19 protein-coding genes and 1 pseudogene are annotated in these 20,025 nt (G+C 62.8%); 13 read left to right on the top strand and 7 right to left on the bottom strand.

Annotated features, from left to right (window positions below; genetic code table 11):
- Positions 1 to 56 precede the first annotated feature (56 nt).
- A complete protein-coding gene (gene radC / locus APH36_RS17750) occupies positions 57 to 737 on the bottom strand; it encodes a DNA repair protein RadC (RefSeq protein ID WP_060499664.1) in 681 nt (226 codons plus the stop codon).
- Between the two features lie 128 nt (positions 738 to 865).
- On the opposite strand from radC, the gene coaBC reads away from it, so the two are divergent.
- From coaBC to argB, 4 genes and pseudogenes are all read left to right on the top strand, one after another.
- Positions 866 to 2,077 (top strand): bifunctional phosphopantothenoylcysteine decarboxylase/phosphopantothenate--cysteine ligase CoaBC, encoded by a 1,212-nt coding sequence (gene coaBC / locus APH36_RS17755; RefSeq protein WP_060499665.1) that lies wholly within the window; start codon positions 866 to 868, stop codon positions 2,075 to 2,077.
- Positions 2,078 to 2,082: 5 nt separating this feature from the next.
- A complete protein-coding gene (dut, locus tag APH36_RS17760) occupies positions 2,083 to 2,538 on the top strand; it encodes a dUTP diphosphatase (protein ID WP_060499666.1) in 456 nt (151 codons plus the stop codon).
- Positions 2,539 to 2,682: 144 nt separating this feature from the next.
- Positions 2,683 to 4,050, top strand: a pseudogene (locus tag APH36_RS17765) (phosphomannomutase/phosphoglucomutase); the annotation flags it as partial.
- A 30-nt stretch (positions 4,051 to 4,080) separates the two neighbouring features.
- Positions 4,081 to 4,986: an acetylglutamate kinase gene (gene argB, locus APH36_RS17770; RefSeq protein ID WP_060499668.1), complete on the top strand. Its 906-nt coding sequence runs from the start codon at positions 4,081 to 4,083 to the stop codon at positions 4,984 to 4,986.
- 70 nt (positions 4,987 to 5,056) lie between these two features.
- Here the strand turns inward: argB and pyrE are convergent, their stop codons facing one another.
- Positions 5,057 to 5,698 (bottom strand): orotate phosphoribosyltransferase, encoded by a 642-nt coding sequence (gene pyrE, locus APH36_RS17775; RefSeq protein WP_060499669.1) that lies wholly within the window; start codon positions 5,696 to 5,698, stop codon positions 5,057 to 5,059.
- 80 nt (positions 5,699 to 5,778) lie between these two features.
- Between pyrE and APH36_RS17780 the strand changes: the two genes are divergently transcribed.
- The gene (locus tag APH36_RS17780) at positions 5,779 to 6,558 is read left to right on the top strand and encodes an exodeoxyribonuclease III (RefSeq protein ID WP_003253401.1); all 780 of its coding nucleotides are present in this window, start codon (positions 5,779 to 5,781) and stop codon (positions 6,556 to 6,558) included.
- Between the two features lie 65 nt (positions 6,559 to 6,623).
- Here the strand turns inward: APH36_RS17780 and rph are convergent, their stop codons facing one another.
- Positions 6,624 to 7,346 carry a ribonuclease PH gene (gene rph, locus APH36_RS17785; RefSeq protein WP_051096411.1) on the bottom strand — a complete coding sequence of 241 codons (723 nt, stop codon included), beginning with the start codon at positions 7,344 to 7,346 and terminating at the stop codon, positions 6,624 to 6,626.
- Between the two features lie 228 nt (positions 7,347 to 7,574).
- Between rph and APH36_RS17790 the strand changes: the two genes are divergently transcribed.
- Together APH36_RS17790 and gmk are read left to right on the top strand one after the other, a co-directional pair.
- Positions 7,575 to 8,438: a YicC/YloC family endoribonuclease gene (locus APH36_RS17790; RefSeq protein ID WP_028699257.1), complete on the top strand. Its 864-nt coding sequence runs from the start codon at positions 7,575 to 7,577 to the stop codon at positions 8,436 to 8,438.
- Positions 8,439 to 8,451: 13 nt separating this feature from the next.
- Entirely contained in the window at positions 8,452 to 9,072 is a 621-nt protein-coding gene (gene gmk, locus APH36_RS17795; protein ID WP_060499670.1) for a guanylate kinase, read from the top strand.
- 35 nt (positions 9,073 to 9,107) lie between these two features.
- Here the strand turns inward: gmk and APH36_RS17800 are convergent, their stop codons facing one another.
- From APH36_RS17800 to APH36_RS17810, 3 genes are all read right to left on the bottom strand, one after another.
- Complete coding sequence (locus APH36_RS17800; protein WP_060499671.1) at positions 9,108 to 10,649, bottom strand: APC family permease; 1,542 nt, start codon at positions 10,647 to 10,649, stop codon at positions 9,108 to 9,110.
- Positions 10,650 to 10,768: 119 nt separating this feature from the next.
- Positions 10,769 to 11,536 (bottom strand): gamma-glutamyl-gamma-aminobutyrate hydrolase family protein, encoded by a 768-nt coding sequence (locus APH36_RS17805; protein WP_060499672.1) that lies wholly within the window; start codon positions 11,534 to 11,536, stop codon positions 10,769 to 10,771.
- A gap of 4 nt (positions 11,537 to 11,540) precedes the next feature.
- The gene (locus tag APH36_RS17810) at positions 11,541 to 12,923 is read right to left on the bottom strand and encodes a glutamine synthetase family protein (protein WP_012274830.1); all 1,383 of its coding nucleotides are present in this window, start codon (positions 12,921 to 12,923) and stop codon (positions 11,541 to 11,543) included.
- 204 nt (positions 12,924 to 13,127) lie between these two features.
- On the opposite strand from APH36_RS17810, the gene APH36_RS17815 reads away from it, so the two are divergent.
- From APH36_RS17815 to APH36_RS17835, 5 genes are all read left to right on the top strand, one after another.
- Complete coding sequence (locus APH36_RS17815) at positions 13,128 to 14,000, top strand: LysR family transcriptional regulator (RefSeq protein WP_016712709.1); 873 nt, start codon at positions 13,128 to 13,130, stop codon at positions 13,998 to 14,000.
- A gap of 238 nt (positions 14,001 to 14,238) precedes the next feature.
- Positions 14,239 to 14,502, top strand: coding sequence for a DNA-directed RNA polymerase subunit omega (rpoZ, locus tag APH36_RS17820; protein WP_003253383.1), 264 nt, complete (start codon positions 14,239 to 14,241; stop codon positions 14,500 to 14,502).
- Positions 14,503 to 14,561: 59 nt separating this feature from the next.
- Entirely contained in the window at positions 14,562 to 16,670 is a 2,109-nt protein-coding gene (gene spoT / locus APH36_RS17825) for a bifunctional GTP diphosphokinase/guanosine-3',5'-bis pyrophosphate 3'-pyrophosphohydrolase (protein ID WP_060499673.1), read from the top strand.
- 23 nt (positions 16,671 to 16,693) lie between these two features.
- The gene (locus APH36_RS17830; RefSeq protein ID WP_003253379.1) at positions 16,694 to 17,074 is read left to right on the top strand and encodes a RidA family protein; all 381 of its coding nucleotides are present in this window, start codon (positions 16,694 to 16,696) and stop codon (positions 17,072 to 17,074) included.
- 60 nt (positions 17,075 to 17,134) lie between these two features.
- Positions 17,135 to 17,866 (top strand): hypothetical protein, encoded by a 732-nt coding sequence (locus APH36_RS17835; protein WP_060499674.1) that lies wholly within the window; start codon positions 17,135 to 17,137, stop codon positions 17,864 to 17,866.
- Between the two features lie 129 nt (positions 17,867 to 17,995).
- Here the strand turns inward: APH36_RS17835 and APH36_RS17840 are convergent, their stop codons facing one another.
- Positions 17,996 to 18,853, bottom strand: coding sequence for an SDR family oxidoreductase (locus APH36_RS17840; protein ID WP_060499675.1), 858 nt, complete (start codon positions 18,851 to 18,853; stop codon positions 17,996 to 17,998).
- A 189-nt stretch (positions 18,854 to 19,042) separates the two neighbouring features.
- On the opposite strand from APH36_RS17840, the gene exbB reads away from it, so the two are divergent.
- Entirely contained in the window at positions 19,043 to 20,023 is a 981-nt protein-coding gene (gene exbB, locus APH36_RS17845) for a tonB-system energizer ExbB (RefSeq protein WP_060499676.1), read from the top strand.
- Positions 20,024 to 20,025: the final 2 nt, after the last annotated feature.

A 20,025-nucleotide genomic window follows, 5' to 3' on the forward strand; every position in this document is an offset into this window, starting at 1 on the left:
TAAGGCGCTACAGCCCTCAAGACAGGCACCTAGCAGCCATGGCAGCATTGACCTGCCTAAGCCACAACCCACCCCTGCTCAACCATCGACAACGGCTCCCCGTCACCGATGATGATGTGATCCAGCACCCGCACATCGATCAGCCCCAGTCCCCGCTTCAACGACAGGGTCAAATGCACATCGTCCTGGCTCGGTTCACTGTTGCCTGAGGGGTGGTTGTGGCAAAGGATCAACGCCGCCGCGTTATGCAGCAAAGCCCGCCGCACCACCTCTCTCGGGTAAACACTCGCCCGGTCTATCGTGCCCCTGAACAGGATCTCGAACGCCGACGGCCGGTGCTTGGTGTCCAGAAACAGGCACCCGAACACTTCACTGGCCTCATGCCGCAGCATGGCCTTCAAATAGCGCCGCACCGTTTCCGGGCTGTCCATGGCAGACTCACGCTCAATCGAAGTTGCAAGGTGCCTGCGTCCGATCTCCAGCAATGCCTGCAACTGGCCGTACCTCACAGGGCCCAACCCAAGCTCGCTCATGAAGGCTTCACGGTCGGCCTCCAGCAGCTGACGCAAGCTGCCGAACTTCACCAGCAGACCTCGCGACATCTCCACGACATTGCGCCCGCGTACACCTGAGCCAAGAAAAACAGCCAGCAACTCCGTATCGGTCAGGCTCCCAGCCCCACGCAACAACAACTTCTCCCTCGGCCGCTCTTCAGCGGGCCACTCCCTGATATTCATCCCCGTCCCCTGCCCTTGCTGCGGCCCATTTCGACCCTGTGTTAATCTATTTCGCCTCGTACATGCGACGTTCTGCCGCAGGCATTTTCGAACGTCGCCGCCCGCTCTCACTGGAAAAAGGCAAGCCTATGCAGCGGCTGTATCGCAAGCGCATCGTTCTCGGCGTAGGTGGCGGCATTGCCGCCTACAAAAGCGCCGAGCTGATTCGCCGACTCCTGGAGCACGGCGCGCAGGTGCGCGTCGTCATGACCCGTGGTGGTGCCGAGTTCATCACCCCGCTGACCCTGCAGGCGCTGTCGGGCCACCCGGTGCACATGGACCTGCTCGACCCGGCCGCCGAAGCAGCCATGGGCCATATCGAACTGGCCAAGTGGGCCGACCTGGTGCTGATCGCCCCGGCCACCGCCGACCTCATGGCGCGCATGGCCCAAGGCATGGCCGACGACCTGCTGACCACCCTGGTGCTGGCCACCGATGCCACCGTCGCCGTGGCCCCGGCCATGAACCAGACCATGTGGCGCGACCCGGCCACCCAGGCCAACCTTGAGCTGCTCAGGAGCCGTGGTATCCAGGTGTTCGGCCCGGCCTCCGGTAGCCAGGCCTGTGGTGACGTGGGCCTGGGCCGCATGCTCGAAGCCACCGACCTGGCCTGGTGCGCCGCAGAAAGCTTCAAGCGCCAGGCACTCACCGGCAAACACGTATTGATCACTGCCGGGCCGACCCAGGAAAACATCGACCCGGTGCGCTACATCACCAATCATAGCTCCGGCAAGATGGGCTTCGCCCTGGCCGAAGCGGCTGCCGAAGCCGGGGCTCGGGTGACCCTCGTCACTGGCCCGGTGCACCTGCCAACCCCCGACCGGGTCAGCCGTATCGACGTGGTCAGCGCGCGGGACATGCTCGCGGCCTGTGAAGCGGCCATGCCGTGCGACCTGTTCATCGCCTCGGCAGCGGTCGCGGACTACCGCCCGGAAGTGGTTGCCACACAAAAACTGAAGAAAGATCCTACGACCGGCGACGGCATGCTGCTGCAGATGGTGCGCAATCCCGATATCCTTGCCACCATTGCTGGCCGCAGCGACCGCCCGTTCAGCGTCGGCTTCGCCGCCGAAACCGAACACCTGCTCGATTACGCCACGCGCAAGCTCAAGGACAAGAACCTCGACCTGATCGTCGCCAATGATGTGGCCAACCCCAGCATCGGCTTCAACAGCGAAGAAAACGCCTTGACCGTGATCGACCGCCAGCAGCACCAGACCCTCTTCGCGCAGACCAGCAAGGGCAAGATCGCCCGGCAACTGGTCGCCTTCATCGCCGAACGGCTCAATCAGGTTCAATAAGTTACATGCACGCTCTTCAAGCCAAGATCCTCGACCCACGCCTGGGCACCGAATTCCCCCTGCCGACCTACGCCACCCCTGGCTCCGCCGGCCTGGACCTGCGCGCCCTGCTCAAGGAGGACACTGTCCTTGAGCCAGGCCAGACCCTGCTGATCCCTACCGGCCTGTCGATCTACATCGGCGACCCGGGCCTGGCGGCGGTGATCCTGCCGCGCTCGGGCCTGGGCCATAAACACGGCATCGTGCTGGGCAACCTGGTCGGCCTGATCGACTCGGATTACCAGGGCGAGCTGATGGTGTCGTGCTGGAACCGCGGCAACACGCCGTTCACCATCGCCGTTGGCGAGCGTATCGCCCAGCTGGTGCTGGTGCCGGTGGTACAGGCCCATTTCGACATCGTCGAAGCCTTCGATGAAAGCCAGCGTGGTGCTGGCGGCTTCGGTCACTCCGGCAGCCACTGAGCCGGCAGAGGACCGTTCAGGCCAAGGATGGCGAACTCTCTGGCGAAAGCACCGTCCAAGCGTTCAGTTTGCGCCTGCCCAGAAAGCCTTTGACTAATGGAGCTTCCAGAGATGAACGACATGGCCCACCTGGTCCCCGCCGCATTGCCCGACAGCATTTTCCGCGCGTATGACATCCGCGGCGTGGTCGGCAAAACCCTTCACGCCGAAACCGCCTACTGGATCGGTCGCGCCATCGGTGCGCAAAGCCTGGCCCAGGGCGAACCGCAGGTTTCGGTCGGCCGTGATGGCCGCCTGTCCGGCCCGATGCTGGTCGAACAACTGATCAAGGGCCTGGTCGATGCCGGCTGCCACGTCAGCGACGTCGGCCTGGTGCCCACCCCGGCCCTGTACTACGCGGCCAACGTGCTGGCAGGCAAGTCGGGCGTGATGCTGACGGGCAGCCACAACCCGTCGGACTACAACGGCTTCAAGATCGTCATCGCTGGCGACACGCTGGCCAACGAACAGATCCAGGCCCTGCTCACCCGTCTGAAAACCAACGACCTGACCTTGGCCGAAGGCCGCGTGGAAAAGGTCGAGATCCTTGACCGCTACTTCCAGCAGATCGTCGATGACGTGAAGCTGGCGAAAAAGCTCAAGGTGGTGGTGGACTGCGGCAACGGTGCCGCTGGCGTGATCGCACCCCAACTGATCGAAGCCCTGGGCTGCGAAGTGATCCCGCTGTTCTGTGAGGTGGACGGCAACTTCCCCAACCACCACCCGGACCCGGGCAAGCCGGAAAACCTTGAAGACCTGATCGCCAAGGTCAAGGAAACCGGCGCCGACATCGGCCTTGCCTTCGACGGCGATGGCGACCGCGTTGGCGTAGTGACCAATACCGGCAGCATCGTCTACCCCGACCGCCTGCTGATGCTGTTTGCCCAGGACGTGCTGGCGCGCAACCCGGGCGCCGAAATCATCTTCGACGTCAAATGCACCCGTCGCCTGACTCCGCTGATCGAGCAACACGGCGGCCGCGCACTGATGTGGAAGACCGGTCATTCGTTGATCAAGAAGAAGATGAAACAGACAGGCTCGCTGCTGGCCGGCGAGATGAGCGGTCACATCTTCATCAAGGAACGCTGGTACGGTTTCGACGACGGCATCTACAGTGCCGCACGCCTGCTGGAAATCCTCAGCCAGGCCGGGCAAAGCGCCGAAAACCTGTTTGCCGCCTTCCCGAACGATATTTCCACGCCGGAAATCAATATTGATGTGACCGACGAGGGTAAATTCAGCATCATTGATGCACTGCAACGCGACGCCGACTGGGGCGAAGCCAACCTGACCACCATCGACGGTGTGCGGGTGGACTATGCCCACGGCTGGGGCCTGGTTCGCGCCTCCAACACCACCCCGGTGCTGGTGCTGCGCTTCGAGGCCGACAGCGACGCCGAATTGCAACGTATCAAGGATGTTTTCCGTACCCAGTTGCTGCGGGTTGCCCCTGAGCTGCAACTGCCGTTCTGACCGACTATCTGTTCCTTACAGGAGCCCTGCATGACCCTCGATCGCGATGCCGCTTCCCATGTAGCCGAGGTTTTGTCCGAAGCACTGCCTTACATCCGCCGCTTTGTCGGCAAGACCCTGGTGATCAAGTACGGCGGCAACGCGATGGAGAGCGAGGAGCTCAAAACCGGCTTCGCCCGTGACATCGTGCTGATGAAGGCTGTGGGTATCAACCCGGTGGTGGTCCACGGTGGTGGCCCGCAGATCGGCGACCTGCTCAAGCGCCTGTCGATCGAAAGCCACTTCATCGACGGCATGCGCGTCACCGACTCGGCGACCATGGACGTGGTGGAGATGGTGCTGGGTGGCCAGGTGAACAAGGACATCGTCAACCTGATCAACCGCCACGGCGGCAGCGCCATCGGCCTGACCGGCAAGGACGCGGAGCTGATTCGCGCCCGCAAGCTGACCGTCAGCCGCCAGACGCCCGAGATGACCACCCCGGAAATCATCGACATCGGCCACGTTGGCGAAGTGGTGAGCGTGAACACCGACCTGCTGAACATGCTGGTGAAGGGTGACTTCATCCCGGTCATCGCGCCGATCGGCGTGGGTGCCAACGGTGAGTCGTACAACATCAACGCCGACCTGGTAGCAGGCAAGGTAGCCGAGGCGCTGAAAGCCGAGAAGCTGATGCTGCTGACCAACATCGCCGGTTTGATGGACAAGCAGGGCCAGGTTCTGACTGGCCTGACCACCGAACAGGTCAACGAACTGATCGCTGACGGCACCATCTACGGCGGCATGCTGCCGAAGATCAAGTGCGCACTGGATGCGGTGCAGGGCGGCGTGAACAGCTCGCACATCATCGACGGCCGTGTGCCGAATGCTGTGCTGCTGGAAATCTTCACCGACAGCGGCGTGGGTACCCTGATTACCAACCGCAAGCAGCGCTGATCGGCCGAAACAGGCGACAAAAAAAGGCGACCTTCACAAGAAGGTCGCCTTTTTCATTTCCAGGCCAGGATCAGATCCCGTACTGCGCCCGGTAAGCCTCGACAGCCGGCAGATGCTGCTTCAGCTGCGGGTCATCGGCCAGGAACTCCAGCACCTGGGTCAGCGAAACGATGCTGACCACCGGGATACCGAAGTCGCGCTCCACTTCCTGGATCGCCGACAGCTCGCCATTGCCACGCTCTTCGCGGTTCAGCGCGATCAGCACGCCGGCGGCCTTGGCCTGCTGGGCGTTGATGATCTGCATGACTTCGCGGATGGCAGTACCGGCGGTGATCACGTCGTCGATGATCAGCACATCACCGGCCAGCGGTGCGCCAACCAGGCTGCCGCCTTCGCCGTGGTCCTTGGCTTCCTTGCGGTTGAAGCACCAAGGCACGTCGAGCTTATGCTGGTCCGCCAAGGCCACGGCAGTGGTCGCCGCCAACGGAATACCCTTGTAGGCCGGGCCAAACAGCACGTCGAATGAGATCTTGCTGTCGACGATGGCGGCAGCGTAGCAGCGCCCCAGCTCGGCCAGCGCGGAACCTGTGTTGAACAGGCCGGCATTGAAGAAATACGGGCTGGTACGCCCCGATTTCAGGGTGAATTCACCGAAACGCAGTACCCCGCGATCGATGGCAAAACGGATAAAGTCGCGCTGATACGGCTGCATGAATAGTCCCGGACACCACGGATTTAGCTAAATGGGTTGAGCTCGGGTATCATACACGCACGAGATTTTTGGGGCCATTTATGCGGATCATCAGTGTGAACGTGAATGGCATTCAGGCTGCGGCCGAGCGTGGTTTGCTCAGCTGGCTGCAAGCCCAGAATGCCGACGTCATCTGCCTTCAGGATACCCGCGCCTCGGCCTTTGAACTCGATGACCCAGCTTTCCAGCTCGATGGCTATTTCCTTTATGCCTGCGACGCGGAGGTGCCTGCCCAAGGTGGTGTGGCCCTTTATTCGCGCATGCAGCCCAAGGCAGTCATCACCGGCCTGGGCTTCGAGACAGCCGACCGCTACGGGCGTTACCTGCAAGCAGATTTCGACAAAGTCAGTATTGCCAGCCTGCTGCTGCCTTCGGGCATGAACGGCGACGAAGACTTGAATCAGAAGTTCAAGTTGATGGACGACTTCGCCAAGTACCTGGACAAGCAGCGTCGCAAGCGTCGCGAGTACATCTATTGCGGCTCGTTCTACGTGGCGCAGCAGAAGCTCGACATCAAGAACTGGCGTGACAGTCAGCAATCGCCGGGCTTCCTGGCGCCGGAGCGCGCCTGGATGGATGCGATCACTGGCGAGATGGGTTACGTCGATGCCCTGCGCGAAGTCAGCCGTGAAGGCGACCAGTACAGCTGGTGGCCGGACAACGAGCAGGCCGAGATGCTCAACCTGGGCTATCGGTTCGACTACCAGATCCTCACGCCAGGCCTGCGCCGCTTCGTGCGTAACGCCCGCCTGCCGCGTCAGCCGCGCTTCTCCCAGCATGCGCCGCTGATCGTGGACTATGACTGGACGTTGACCATCTAAGCGTGTTGCTCAGATACAAAAAAGCCGACAGTAATGTCGGCTTTTTTTTGTATTTACGAAATCAGTCAGTCCGCCAGTGCAGCCTGCTGCAGCTCGAAGATTTCGGTCATGCCCTTCTGCGCCAGCGCCAGCATGGCGTTGAAGTCTTCAGGCTGGAACGGCGCACCTTCGGCAGTGCCCTGCACCTCGATAAAGCCACCGGCGCTGGTCATGACCACGTTCAGGTCGGTTTCGGCGGCGGAGTCTTCCAGGTAGTCCAGGTCGAGCACGGCTTCGCCCTGGTACATGCCCACCGACACAGCAGCGATCATGTGCTTGAGCGGGTTGCCGGCCTTCAGGCCACCGCGTTTCTTGATCACCGCCAGCGCGTCGCACAGGGCGACCATGGCACCGGTGATGGACGCGGTACGGGTACCGCCATCGGCCTGGATCACGTCGCAGTCGACGTACAGGGTGATGTCGCCCAGCTTGCTCATGTCCAGTGCGGCGCGCAGCGAGCGGCCGATCAGGCGCTGGATTTCCAGGGTGCGACCACCCTGTTTGCCACGGCTGGCTTCGCGCTGGTTACGCTCACCGGTAGAACGCGGCAGCATGCCGTATTCGGCGGTCAGCCAGCCTTGGCCCTGGCCTTTCAGGAAGCGCGGCACACCGTTTTCAACGCTGACCGTGCAGATGACCTTGGTGTCACCGAACTCGACCAGTACCGACCCTTCGGCGTGCTTGGTGTAGTTGCGGGTGATGCGGATCGAGCGGAGCTGATCGGCGGCGCGACCACTTGGACGTTTCATCTGGGATACCTGTACTGGGACTTTGAATCTGCCGAGCATTATAGAGCCCGCAGCCCGGGGAAGACATGCCTATTGTCGTACCCGCCACAGCCCGTCGCCTTTTCCTACTGGCGCGGCCGCCCGTCGGTAACATAGGTGGATTGGGCGCCACGGCCCCACTGCGCTACAATCCTGCGCCTTGCAGCCGAGAGGCTCCCACCGTCCATTCAACTAAGCGAGGTACTCCCCATGGTGCACAGCATGACCGCTTTTGCTCGTGTCGAGCGCGCCGGCAGCCAAGGCACCCTGATCTGGGAGCTGCGTTCGGTCAACCACCGCTACCTGGAACCGCACCTGCGCCTGCCAGAGGCCCTGCGCGACCTCGAAGGCGCCGTGCGTGAAGGCCTGCGCCAGGGCTTGTCGCGGGGCAAGGTGGAATGCACCTTGCGCCTCAACGAAGACAGCAACGGCAAGCCGCTGAAGGTAGACCGCGAACGCGCCGCGCAACTGGTTGCCGCCGCCGAGGAAGTGGCCGGCCTGATCAAGCAGCCAGCACCCCTGAACCCGCTGGAAGTGCTGTCGTGGCCAGGCGTGCTGGTGGCCGACACCAGCGACCCGCAGGCACTGAACGCCGAAGCCATGGCACTGTTCGACGAAGCCCTGGCCGAACTCAAGGCCGGCCGCCTGCGCGAAGGCCAGGAACTGGCCCGGCTGATCAACGAGCGCCTGGACAACATGTCCAGCGAAGTCACCACCTTGCGCGCCCTGGTGCCGCAGATGCTGGCGGCGCAGCGGCAGAAGATCCTCGACCGTTTCGGCGACATGCAAGCCGAGCTCGACCCACAGCGCCTGGAACAAGAGATGGTGCTGCTGGCGCAGAAGAGCGACGTGGCCGAGGAGCTCGACCGCCTCAGCACCCACGTCACTGAAGTGCGCCGGGTACTCAAGGGCGGCGGCGCCGCAGGGCGGCGCCTGGACTTCCTGATGCAGGAACTCAACCGCGAAGCCAACACCCTCGGCTCCAAGGCCTTCGACCCACGCAGCACGCAAGCGGCGGTCAACCTGAAGGTATTGATCGAACAGATGCGTGAACAAGTACAGAACATCGAGTAAGGCCACCCCGACCATGAACCACAGCAGCGGCACCCTCTACATCGTTTCGGCCCCTTCGGGCGCCGGCAAGACCAGCCTGGTAACGGCCCTGACCAAGGACGACCGGCAGATCCGCGTTTCGGTCTCGCACACCACCCGCGCCATGCGCCCGGGCGAGGAACACGGGGTGAACTACCACTTCGTGGTCCACGAAGAATTCAAGGCGCTGATCGCGCAAGGCGACTTTCTGGAGCATGCCGAAGTGTTCGGCAACTTCTACGGCACCTCGCGCAGCGCGCTGCAGCAGACGCTGGATCAGGGCTACGACCTGATCCTGGAAATCGACTGGCAAGGCGCCCAGCAGGTGCGCAAGCTGATGCCACAGGCGTTGTCGGTGTTCATCCTGCCACCTAGTCAGGAGGCGCTGCGTCACCGCCTGGATGGCCGTGGGCAGGACAGCGAAGAAATCATTGCCGGGCGCATGAAAGAAGCGGTCAGCGAGATGGTGCACTACGACGAGTATGACTACGTGATCATCAATGATGATTTCGACGTGGCGCTGGAGGATTTGAAGGCGGTGTTCCGCTCGAATCGCTTGCTGTTGAAGAAACAGCAACAGCGTCATGCGACGCTGCTGAAGCAAATGATCAGCTGAAGAACGAATTGGGGCTGCTTTGCAGCCCCAATTATTTATTCCTGCAACGGCAGGGTAGCCTGCTGACGCAGGGTAGCCCCCAGGAAGTAAGCCGGCGCGCGCATGCGCGACAGCATCATCAGCCCGATGCCCAGCACCGAGATGATCGCGGCAATCACGAACACCAGCCCCAACCCGCCCACATGCGAACCACTGCCGAAGTCCGGCGAGGCGCTGTCGATGGCAGTCCGTATGAAGATCACCGACAGGATCACCCCACCCACCAACGGGCACAGGCCGCGCATGATGAAGTGGCGCAGGCTGTCGAACAGGCTGCCACGGAAATACCAGACGCAGGCAAATGCGGTCAGCGAATAATAGAAGCAGATCATCATGCCCAGCGCGGTGATGGTATCTGCCAGCACGTTCTCGCTCAGGCTACGCATGGTCACGTAGAACAGACCTGCTGCCAGGCCCGCACAAATAGTGGCGTAGCGCGGGGTTTGCGAACGCGGGCAGACGCTGGCGAATTTCGGCGGCACTGCACCGTAGTACCCCATCGCCAGGAGGGTGCGCGCCGGCGCCACGAAGGTCGACTGCAACGACGCCGCCGTACTGGCCAGCACCGCGATGGACATCAGGATCGCCAGCGGCCCCATGACCGGGCCGGCCAGGTGGGCAAAGACGTTCTCCTGGATGCGCGGGTTGTTCAGGCCCAGGCCCGTTTCGCTGATACCGGCAAACTGCAGAGTGGCGATGGCGGTGAACAGGTAAAGGCCGAGGATCAGCATCACGGTCCAGGTGGCGGCCTTGCCCGGCACCTCTTCGCTGCCCACCGACTCTTCGCTGACGGTCAGGCACGTGTCCCAGCCCCAGAAGATGAAGATCGACAGCGACAGCCCAGCGGCAAAGGCCGAGAACGACTCGACACCAAACGGGTTGAACCAGGCGAAATCGAACGCCAGCGGTGGCGGCGCGGTGGTACCGCCAAAGGCGGCGACGGCAAATCCGATCAGCACCACCAACTGCAAGGCCACCAGGCCGTACTGCACGGTCATGGTGGTGGCGATGCCGCGACAGCAGATCCACACGGCCAGGGCGATGAACACGCAACAGGTAACGATGTTGATCAACAGGTTATCGGCCAACGCCGCCAGCTCATGCTTGCCGGTAATCTGGCCCAGAAACAGGTAGAAGAAGTCGACTGCCACCCCTGCCAGGTTCGACAGCACGATGGTGGTGGCAACCACCAACCCCCAACCGCCAATCCAGCCGATCATCGGGCCGAAGGCACGTGCCGACCAGGTGAACGATGTACCGCTGTCCGGTTCTGCCGAGTTCAGCTCGCGGTAGCCCAGGGCCACCAGCAACATCGGCAGGAAGCCGACGATGAACACGGCTGGCAGGTGGGCACCGACCTCGCGCACGGTCGGGCCAAGGGCGCCGGTCAGGGTGTAGACCGGGGCGATGGTGGAAATGCCCAGCACCACGCTGGCCAGCAAGCCCAAACGGCCCTTGGCCAGGCCTTTGCTGCGCTGAGTGTTGCCCGCGTCGGCTGCCACGTCGGATGGGCGGCCGGCTTCTGTGTAATTGCTCATGAGTATTTGCCGTAAATTTTGGAATTGTTTTCACAGGCCTTGCGTACAAGGCCCGCTTTCACTCATTGAAAGCTTGCTGTCGGGGACAAGTCATCCGAGACCTTCGGCTGACGTCAGAATCATTCCTGCCGTGCGCCCTCCCCTGCTGCATAGGCAATGCAGGCCTGGCGAAACGCCTGAAACAGGCGCAGCGAGACCGGGTTTTCGTTGAAGCGCCACTCCGGGTGCCACTGCACACCGAGCACAAAGCCCGGCGCATCGGGCATGGACACTGCTTCGATCAGGCCATCCGGGGCCCGTGCCTCGACGCGCAAGCCTGGGGCAAGGCGGTCGATGCCCTGGCTGTGCAGCGAGTTGACCTCGAACTGCGCCGCCAGGCCCAGGCGCTCGAACAACCCGCCAGGCTCGATGCCGACCGGGTGACGAGGGCCGTATTGCACCTCCAGGGGTGCGTCCTCAGGTTCGCGATGATCAAGGTAGCCAGGCAGCTCCTGCACGCGTTGGTGCAGGCTGCCGCCAAGGGCCACGTTCAGTTCCTGATAGCCACGGCAAATGCAGAACACCGGCACACCGGCGGCAATCGCCGCCTGCAGCAGTGGCAAGGTCAGCCGATCACGCGCCAGGTCGTGCCGGGTACCCGCCACGCTGGGGGCGCCATTGTAATGATGCGGTTCGATATTTGAAGGCGAGCCTGTAAAAACAATGCCGTGCAGACGGGACAGCAGCGCCTGTGTGTCGCTGCCCCCGTCGCGGGCCGGCAAGATCAGCGGCAAGCCGGCAAAGCCGGCCGCCTCGACATACTTGTCGCCTACCGTGTGCGACGAGTTCTTCCCCACCTGCTGGCGGCAGGCGCTGACACCGATCAAGGGGACCGCAGTTGCGCTCATGGGCTTACACCGTGTGCAGGTACCAGTTGTACTCAAGGTCGGAAATCGACACTTCGAACTCGGCCAGTTCGCTTTCCTTGCAGGCCACGAAGATGTCGATGTAGTCCGGGCTGATGTATTGGTTGAGGACTTCGCTGTCGTCCAGCGCGCGCAGGGCATCGCGCAGGTTGTTCGGCAGGCTTTGCTCCAGCTGTTCGTAGGAGTTGCCTTCGATCGGCGCCTGCGGCTCGACCTTGTTGGTCAGACCGTGATGCACGCCGGCCAGGATGGCCGCCAGCATCAGGTACGGGTTGGCGTCGGCGCCGGCCACACGGTGCTCCAGGCGCACGTTGTCGCTGCTGTCGGTGGGCACGCGTACCGCCACGGTGCGGTTATCCAGACCCCAGCTTGGCGCATTGGGCACGTAGAACTGCGCGCCGAAACGGCGATAGGAGTTGATGTTCGGGCACAGGAACGCCATCGACGCCGGCATGGTTTCCAGCACACCACCGATGGCGTGGCGCAGCGTGTCGCTTTGCAACGGGTCATCGCTGGCAAAGATGTTCTTGCCGGTTTTCTTGTCCAGCAACGAAATGTGTACGTGCAGGCCGTTACCTGCCTGGCCCGGGTAGGGCTTGGCCATGAACGTGGTGTCCATTTCATGGTCGTATGCCACGTTCTTGATCAGGCGCTTGAGCAGGATCGCGTAGTCGCAGGCCTTGAGCGGGTCGGCCACGTGGTGCAGGTTGACTTCGAACTGCGCAGGGGCGCTTTCCTTGACGATGGCGTCGGCGGGAAGGCCTTGCTCCTTGGCGGCTTCGAGCATGTCCTGCAGGCAGTCGGCGTATTCATCGAGGTCGTCGATCAGGTACACCTGGGTCGACTGGGGGCGTTTGCCGGAAATGGGCGAACGTGGCGGCTGCGGGCGACCATTGAGGTTGTCCTGGTCGATCAGGTAGAACTCCAGCTCGAACGCCGCGCAGATATCCAGGCCCAGATCGTCGAACTTGCTCACCACCTGGCGCAACACTTCGCGCGGGTCGGCGAAGAACGGCTGGCCATCCAGCTCGTGCATGGTCATCAGCAGCTGGGCAGTGGGGCGCTTCTGCCACGGCTCGTCCGACAACGTGCCCGGGATCGGGAAGCAGATGCGGTCGGCATCGCCGATGTCCAGGCCAAGGCCGGTGCTCTCGACGGTGGAGCCATTGATGTCCAGGGCGAACAGCGATGCGGGCAGGTTGATGCCCTTCTCGTACACCTTGTGCAGGCTGGCCCGCTCGATGCGCTTGCCACGTACCACGCCATTCATGTCGGAGATCAGCAGGTCGACGTACTGCGTGTCCGGATGGGCCTGGAGGAAGTCATTCATCTCGCTGGAAGAACTGGCGCACGGGGTTACCGACGTCATGGTGTACATCCTTTGATGTGCTGCGGCGATGTGGGATACGGCTGGCGCCTCACGGGCGACGATGGTTGCAGCTGTTGTTCTTTTCACTTTCCCATCGTGGGGACTGGTTACCCGACCGGGCGCATTGATTCCGGGGGGCCGTTTCACTATAAAATGGCCCTGATGCAACAGACATTGGCAATTCGGCAAGCAGAGCGTGCACCAATGCAATATCAGATTACCCACGCCGACCTCTCCCTGGTCCTGGCACTGGAGCGAGGCCGCTCGCTGGCCAAGGCCGCCGAGCTGCTGAAAGTCGATGTTTCGACAGTATTCCGCTCGATCCGCCGGCTGGAGTCGGCGCTGGGCACCGCCTTGTTCGTCAAGAGCCGCAAGGGCTACCTGCCGACCGATACCGCTCAGGCCCTGGCCGAGCAGGCCGAACGTGCCGAACAGGCGCTGGAGGCGGCGCGCATTGCCATGACCAGTGGCGAGCAGGTGGTCAGCGGCACGGTGCGGCTGACCTGTACCGAGGCGGTGATGCACAGCCTGTTGCTGCCGGCGCTGGCCGAGTTCATGCCCAACTACCCGGCGCTATCGCTGGAGATGGGCACCTCCAACACGTTTGCCAACCTCAGCCGGCGCGATGCCGACATCGCCCTGCGCCTGACCAACACCCCACCGGAGCACCTTGTGGGTCGCAACCTGGGGTCTACCTCCTATGTCGTCTGCGGCCAGCCACAGTGGCGCGAGCGCCTGGCCGAGTCGCCCGCCAACGTGCCGTGGATCGCCCCCGATGACTCGATGGTGGACCACCCTACGGTGGTCTGGCGCAACCAGCAGCACCCTGGGGTAAGCCCGCGCTACCAGTGCAGCAGCATGTCGACCATCGCCCAGCTGGTCACCGCCGGCCTGGGCGTGGCGGCGTTGCCGGACTATATGGTGCATGCCTTGCCCGGCGTGGATGCGTTGAGTGGGCCGCTGCCGGGTTGTGACACCCAGCTGTGGCTGCTGACCCGGCCGGATTGCCGGGCATTGCGCTCGGTACAGACCTTGTTCGAAGAGCTGACCCCGCGGTTGCGTGACGCGATGCTCTGAGGTTATCGTCAGGCTCAAGTCTGAGGCTGTCTGTTCCGGCCCTTTCGCGGGTAAACCCGCCCCCACAGGGTGCGCGGTGCCTGTGGGAGCGGGTTTACCCGCGAAGAAGCAAACAGGGGCTTGAAGGTATCACCCGACAAAACAGCGCTTCCCTATTGGCTGGTGATTTTTTAAACTATCGAGTCCGCCTGCCCATTACTGGGCTGCACGCCCACCGCATTTGCTACTGAGGAAGACCATGGCCCGCGTAACTGTTGAAGACTGCCTGGAACACGTGGATAACCGCTTTGAGCTGGTCATGCTCTCGACCAAGCGCGCTCGCCAGCTGGCGACCGGCGGCAAAGAGCCACGCGTTGCGTGGGAAAACGACAAGCCAACCGTTGTTGCCCTGCGTGAAATCGCCGAAGGCATCGTCACCAACGAGTTCATCGCCGCTGAAGAGATCGTCACCGAGGATCCGGTGTTCGCCGCGTTCGAGGACGAGAACAACGAGGCTGTCTGATTGATGCCAGGTCGACGTCGCACGGCGCAAGGCCCTCTTCCTCCGCAGGAGGTGAACCCATGCCGGGTATAGAAGCCTTGGCCGAACGGCTGTCGACCTATCTTGGCCCCGAACAGGTCAACCTGGTCCGCCGCGCCTATTTCTACGCCGAACAGGCCCACGACGGGCAGCGCCGCCGCAGCGGCGAGCCCTACGTGACCCACCCGCTGGCCGTGGCCAGCATCCTCGCCGACATGCACATGGATCATCAGAGCCTGATGGCGGCCATGCTGCACGATGTGATCGAAGACACCGGCATCGCCAAGGAAGCCCTCAGCCAGCAATTTGGCGAGACCGTGGCCGAACTGGTCGATGGGGTCAGCAAACTGACCCAGATGAACTTCGAAACCAAGGCCGAGGCGCAGGCCGAAAACTTCCAGAAGATGGCCATGGCCATGGCTCGCGATATCCGCGTGATCCTGGTCAAGCTGGCCGACCGCCTGCACAACATGCGCACCCTGGAAGTGCTGTCTGGCGAAAAGCGCCGGCGCATTGCCAAGGAAACCCTCGAAATCTACGCCCCCATCGCCAACCGCCTGGGCATGCACACCGTGCGCGTGGAGTTCGAGGACCTGGGCTTCAAGGCCATGCACCCGATGCGCTCGTCGCTGATTCACCGGGCGGTGAAAAGCGCACGCGGCAACCGTAAAGAGATCGTCGCCAAGATCGAGCACTCGCTGGCCAACTGCCTGGCCGCCGACGGTATCGAGGGCGAGGTCAGCGGCCGGCAGAAACACCTCTATGGCATCTACAAGAAGATGCGCGGCAAGCGCCGCGCCTTCAACGAGATCATGGACGTGTACGCCTTCCGCATCATCGTCGACAAGGTCGACACCTGCTACCGCGTGCTCGGCGCCGTGCACAACCTGTACAAGCCGCTGCCCGGTCGCTTCAAGGACTACATCGCGATCCCCAAGGCCAACGGCTACCAGTCGTTGCACACCACGCTGTTCGGCATGCACGGCGTGCCCATCGAAATCCAGATCCGCACCCGAGAGATGGAAGAGATGGCCAACAACGGCATCGCCGCGCACTGGCTGTACAAGTCCAACGACGACGAGCAGCCCAAGGGCAGCCACGCCCGTGCCCGCCAGTGGGTCAAGGGCATCCTTGAACTGCAGCAACGTGCCGGCAACTCGCTGGAATTCATCGAAAGCGTGAAGATCGACCTGTTCCCGGACGAGGTCTACGTGTTCACGCCCAAAGGCCGCATCATGGAGCTGCCCAAAGGCTCCACGGCCGTCGACTTCGCCTACGCGGTCCACACCGACGTGGGCAACAGCTGCATCGCCTGCCGCATCAACCGCCGCCTGGCGCCGCTGTCCGAGCCGCTGCAAAGCGGCTCGACGGTGGAAATCGTCAGCGCACCGGGCGCACGGCCGAACCCGGCCTGGCTCAACTTCGTGGTCACCGGCAAGGCGCGCACGCACATCCGCCATGCCCTCAAGCAGCAGCGTCGGTCCGAGTCCATCAGCCTGGGCGAACGCCTGCTGAACAAGGTACTCACCGGCTTCGACAGCAGCCTGGAGAAAGTCCCCCAGGAGCGTATCCAGTCGATTCTCGCCGAGTACCGCCTGGAACTCATCGAAGACCTGCTCGAAGACATCGGCCTAGGCAACCGCATGGCCTACGTGGTTGCACGTCGCCTGCTGTCGGCCGAAGGCGAGCAGTTGCCAGCGCCGGAAGGCCCGCTGGCGATTCGTGGTACCGAAGGCCTGGTGCTGAGCTACGCCAAGTGCTGTACGCCGATCCCGGGTGACCCGATCGTCGGCCACCTGTCGGCTGGCAAAGGCATGGTCGTGCACCTTGAGAACTGCCGCAACATCAGTGAAATCCGCCACAACCCGGAGAAGTGCGTGCAACTCTCCTGGGCCAAGGACATCACGGGCGAGTTCAATGTCGAACTGCGTGTCGAACTGGAGCACCAGCGCGGCCTGATCGCCCTGCTGGCCAGCAGCGTCAACGCCGCCGACGGCAACATCGAGAAGATCAGCATGGACGAACGCGACGGCCGTATCAGCGTGGTCCAACTGGTGGTCAGCGTGCACGACCGCGTGCACCTGGCGCGTGTGATCAAGAAGCTGCGTACCCTGACCGGTGTGGTCCGCATCACCCGCATGCGTACGTAGTCCGCCAACCGCAAGGAGTCATCATGAGCAAGACCGTCATCAACAGCGACAAGGCCCCAGCTGCCATCGGCACCTACTCGCAGGCGATCAAGGCCGGCAACACCGTGTACATGTCGGGCCAGATCCCGCTGGACCCGAAGACCATGGAGCTGGTTGAAGGCTTCGAAGCCCAGACCGTGCAAGTGTTCGAAAACCTCAAGGCCGTGGCTGAAGCCGCTGGCGGTTCGTTCAAGGACATCGTCAAGCTGAACATCTTCCTCACCGACCTGAGCCACTTCGCCAAGGTCAACGAGGTGATGGGCCGCTACTTCGAGCAGCCCTACCCGGCCCGCGCCGCCATCGGCGTTGCCGCGCTGCCGAAAGGCTCCCAGGTCGAAATGGACGCCATCCTGGTCATCGAATGATGCCCCTGGTGACGAGCGCCCTGCCCGTCACCCCTCCCTCTTCTGCAAGGTTATTCCCTCATGCGTCAAGCACTGCCCTTCGCACTGGCAGCCCTGCTTCTGGGCGGCTGCGCCAGCCACAAACCCGAAGACTTCAACGGCACCTGGATCAACCAGGACGCCATCACTGCGGCCGTCAAGGGCAGCAGCCTGCGCCAGGCGCTGAACGAGCACGGCCCGGTGTTCGAGTGGAAACTCGACGTTGCCAGCCAACAGGCCAGCTACAGCAATGGTTTCGAGGCCGCTGACGGCCAGTTGAGCGCCAACGACAAGCAGTGGCAGGCCAACTTCGAAGGTGGCCAGACCGAGCAGTTGTCGCTTGATGGCGATGAACTGCTGACCGTTGATCAAAGCGGAGCCAAGCAGACCTTCGTACGCGCCAAGGCACCGGCTACCGCCAATGCCCCGCTGGGTAGCAGCTTCGAGAAGGCGCTGTACCAGGCCTACCTGGGCGGCGACTGGAAGATCACCGAAGGCCAGGGCAAAGGTGCCAGCGTGCGCTTCAGCGACACCGGCAACGTCACCGGCCTGCCAGGGCCAGACCGTTTCGCCCTGTGCCTGGCGGGCGATTGCGCGACCATGGGCGGCAGCAATGACAGCCTGTGGCTGGAGCGTAACCAGCGTGGTGCACCGTTCATCATCAAGCGTGATGGCGGCAAGCTGGAGATTTTCCAGGCGGTGAACCGTGCGCAGCCGGATGACATGCCGGAGCTGGCGGCGGGCAAGCGCCAGTGGGTGCTGGAGCTCAACTGAGCCCTAATGCATTTGCACTGAATGCACTGGCCTCTTCGCGGGTAAACCCGCTCCCACAGGGTAATCACTGTCTTCAGGCCTTGTGATATCCCTGTGGGAGCGGGTTTACCCGCGAAGAGGCCGGCAGACTCAACGCCCTCCTTTCAGGATGGCTGCATACCCTTCCTTGTAACTCGGATATTCCGGCACCCAGCCCAACGCTCGCGCCCGGGCATTGCTACAGCGCTTGCTGCCGGTACGCCGCACCCGCTGCTCATCAGACCATTCGGTAACCCCCATGTATGCCCGCAGCCAGGCCACCACATCGGCCAGCGGAGCCGGGTCGTCATCGACACCAATGTAACAGTCGTCCAGCGCCTTGCCGTCGGCATCGGCCTGCAGCAGGTGCGCCAGCAGGCTGGCAGCATCCTCGGCATGAATGCGGTTGCCATACAGCGGCGGCTCCTCGGCGACGCGGTAACCCTGGCGCACCTGGCTCAGCAGCCACTCGCGGCCTGGGCCATAGATGCCGGTCAGGCGCACCACACTTGCCGGAATGCCGCTGGCCAGCGCCAGCTGCTCGGCCTCAAGCATCACCCGCCCGGAATAACCTTCAGGCTCGGTGGCCGCACCTTCTTCGATCCATTCACCGTCTTTTTGGGCATACACGCTGCTGCTCGATACAAACAGCAGGCGACGCGGGTGCTGGCCTCGCTCGGCCAGCCACGCCAGCACATGGCGCAAGCCGTCGACGTAGGCCGCCTGGTAACCTGCCTCGTCGTGCTGGCTGGCCGCCACGCAGTACACAAGGTAGTCCAGCGAACCCTGCGGCCAGGCTTGCGGAATCGACGGCTCGGCCAGGTCGGCGGCAACCGGCGCGATCCCCGCAGGCAGTTGCCCGACAGAACGGCGCAGGCCGCTTACCTGCCAGCCTTTGGCCAGCATCTGTTTGGCAAAACGCCCGCCTACATCACCACATCCCACCACCATCACGGATAGGTCTGACATCACAAAACTCCCTAGACCAATTGATCACCCCGGCCACGCTACACGATGGGCGGCTAGACCATAGGCGAAAAAAGCCACAAGATTACTTTTGTTAACAAGAATTACTTGCAATAATGGCGGCCAATTTGTTCTCGGCCTATCTCGAGGCCTTGGAGAACGTCCACTTTTTCTTCATCAGGTCCGGCCAGCATGACACGCACTCAACCTTCCGCTTCGCCAACCCCGTCGCGCGCCTGGCGCGCCATCGCCGCGCTGACACTCAGCCTGGTGCTGGCCCCGGTGGCCATGGCCGATGAGCCAACCGCCAATGCCGCTACACCAGCCGCTGCTTCCGCCCCGGCTACTCCAGCGACACCGGCTGTGGAAGGCCAGGCTCCCGCTGGCGAAGCACAAGCTGCCGCCCCGGCAGATTCGCAGGTAGTGGTTGATCCCGCTACCGATGCACTGGTTGAAGACACGTCCCTGGGCATGGCCCACGACCTGTCCCCGTGGGGCATGTACAAAAACGCCGACATCGTGGTGAAGATCGTCATGATCGGCCTGGCTATCGCCTCCATCATCACCTGGACCATCTGGATCGCCAAAGGCTTCGAGCTGATGGGCGCCAAACGTCGCCTGCGTGGTGAGATCGCCCAGCTGAAGAAGTCCACCACCCTGAAAGAAGCCAGCGAAGTCTCCAACAAAGAAGGCACCCTGGCCCACACGTTGGTTCACGACGCCCTCGAAGAAATGCGCCTGTCGGCCAACGCCCGCGAAAAAGAAGGCATCAAGGAGCGTGTCAGCTTCCGCCTGGAGCGCCTCGTGCATGCCAGCGGCCGTACCATGAGCAGCGGCACCGGCGTACTGGCCACCATCGGCTCCACCGCGCCGTTCGTCGGCCTGTTCGGTACCGTATGGGGCATCATGAACAGCTTCATCGGCATCGCCAAGACCCAGACCACCAACCTGGCCGTGGTTGCCCCAGGTATCGCCGAAGCCTTGCTGGCCACCGCCCTGGGCCTGGTCGCAGCAATCCCGGCCGTGGTCATCTACAACGTCTTCGCCCGCTCCATCGCTGGCTACAAGGCCCAGGTGTCCGACGCCTCCGCTCAGGTACTGCTGCTGGTTAGCCGTGACTTGGACCGCCAGGGCAGCGATCGCGCCGCCCCGCACATGGTGAAAGTGGGGTAAGC

This window comes from Pseudomonas sp. NBRC 111133 (genome assembly GCF_001320605.1).
In the GTDB taxonomy this organism is placed as follows: Bacteria; Pseudomonadota; Gammaproteobacteria; order Pseudomonadales; family Pseudomonadaceae; genus Aquipseudomonas; species Aquipseudomonas monteilii.

Coding starts and splice junctions, on each gene's coding strand:
- coaBC (WP_060499665.1), top strand. CDS start 866: ATGCAGCGGCTGTATCGCAAGCGCATCGTTCTCGGCGTAGGTGGCGGC.
- APH36_RS17810 (WP_012274830.1), bottom strand. CDS start 12,923: ATGACGTCGGTAACCCCGTGCGCCAGTTCTTCCAGCGAGATGAATGAC.
- APH36_RS17835 (WP_060499674.1), top strand. CDS start 17,135: ATGCGTCAAGCACTGCCCTTCGCACTGGCAGCCCTGCTTCTGGGCGGC.
- APH36_RS17800 (WP_060499671.1), bottom strand. CDS start 10,649: ATGAGCAATTACACAGAAGCCGGCCGCCCATCCGACGTGGCAGCCGAC.
- rpoZ (WP_003253383.1), top strand. CDS start 14,239: ATGGCCCGCGTAACTGTTGAAGACTGCCTGGAACACGTGGATAACCGC.
- APH36_RS17790 (WP_028699257.1), top strand. CDS start 7,575: ATGGTGCACAGCATGACCGCTTTTGCTCGTGTCGAGCGCGCCGGCAGC.
- APH36_RS17815 (WP_016712709.1), top strand. CDS start 13,128: ATGCAATATCAGATTACCCACGCCGACCTCTCCCTGGTCCTGGCACTG.
- APH36_RS17830 (WP_003253379.1), top strand. CDS start 16,694: ATGAGCAAGACCGTCATCAACAGCGACAAGGCCCCAGCTGCCATCGGC.
- APH36_RS17840 (WP_060499675.1), bottom strand. CDS start 18,853: ATGTCAGACCTATCCGTGATGGTGGTGGGATGTGGTGATGTAGGCGGG.
- APH36_RS17805 (WP_060499672.1), bottom strand. CDS start 11,536: ATGAGCGCAACTGCGGTCCCCTTGATCGGTGTCAGCGCCTGCCGCCAG.
- gmk (WP_060499670.1), top strand. CDS start 8,452: ATGAACCACAGCAGCGGCACCCTCTACATCGTTTCGGCCCCTTCGGGC.
- spoT (WP_060499673.1), top strand. CDS start 14,562: ATGCCGGGTATAGAAGCCTTGGCCGAACGGCTGTCGACCTATCTTGGC.
- dut (WP_060499666.1), top strand. CDS start 2,083: ATGCACGCTCTTCAAGCCAAGATCCTCGACCCACGCCTGGGCACCGAA.
- APH36_RS17780 (WP_003253401.1), top strand. CDS start 5,779: ATGCGGATCATCAGTGTGAACGTGAATGGCATTCAGGCTGCGGCCGAG.
- pyrE (WP_060499669.1), bottom strand. CDS start 5,698: ATGCAGCCGTATCAGCGCGACTTTATCCGTTTTGCCATCGATCGCGGG.
- rph (WP_051096411.1), bottom strand. CDS start 7,346: ATGAAACGTCCAAGTGGTCGCGCCGCCGATCAGCTCCGCTCGATCCGC.
- radC (WP_060499664.1), bottom strand. CDS start 737: ATGAATATCAGGGAGTGGCCCGCTGAAGAGCGGCCGAGGGAGAAGTTG.
- exbB (WP_060499676.1), top strand. CDS start 19,043: ATGACACGCACTCAACCTTCCGCTTCGCCAACCCCGTCGCGCGCCTGG.
- argB (WP_060499668.1), top strand. CDS start 4,081: ATGACCCTCGATCGCGATGCCGCTTCCCATGTAGCCGAGGTTTTGTCC.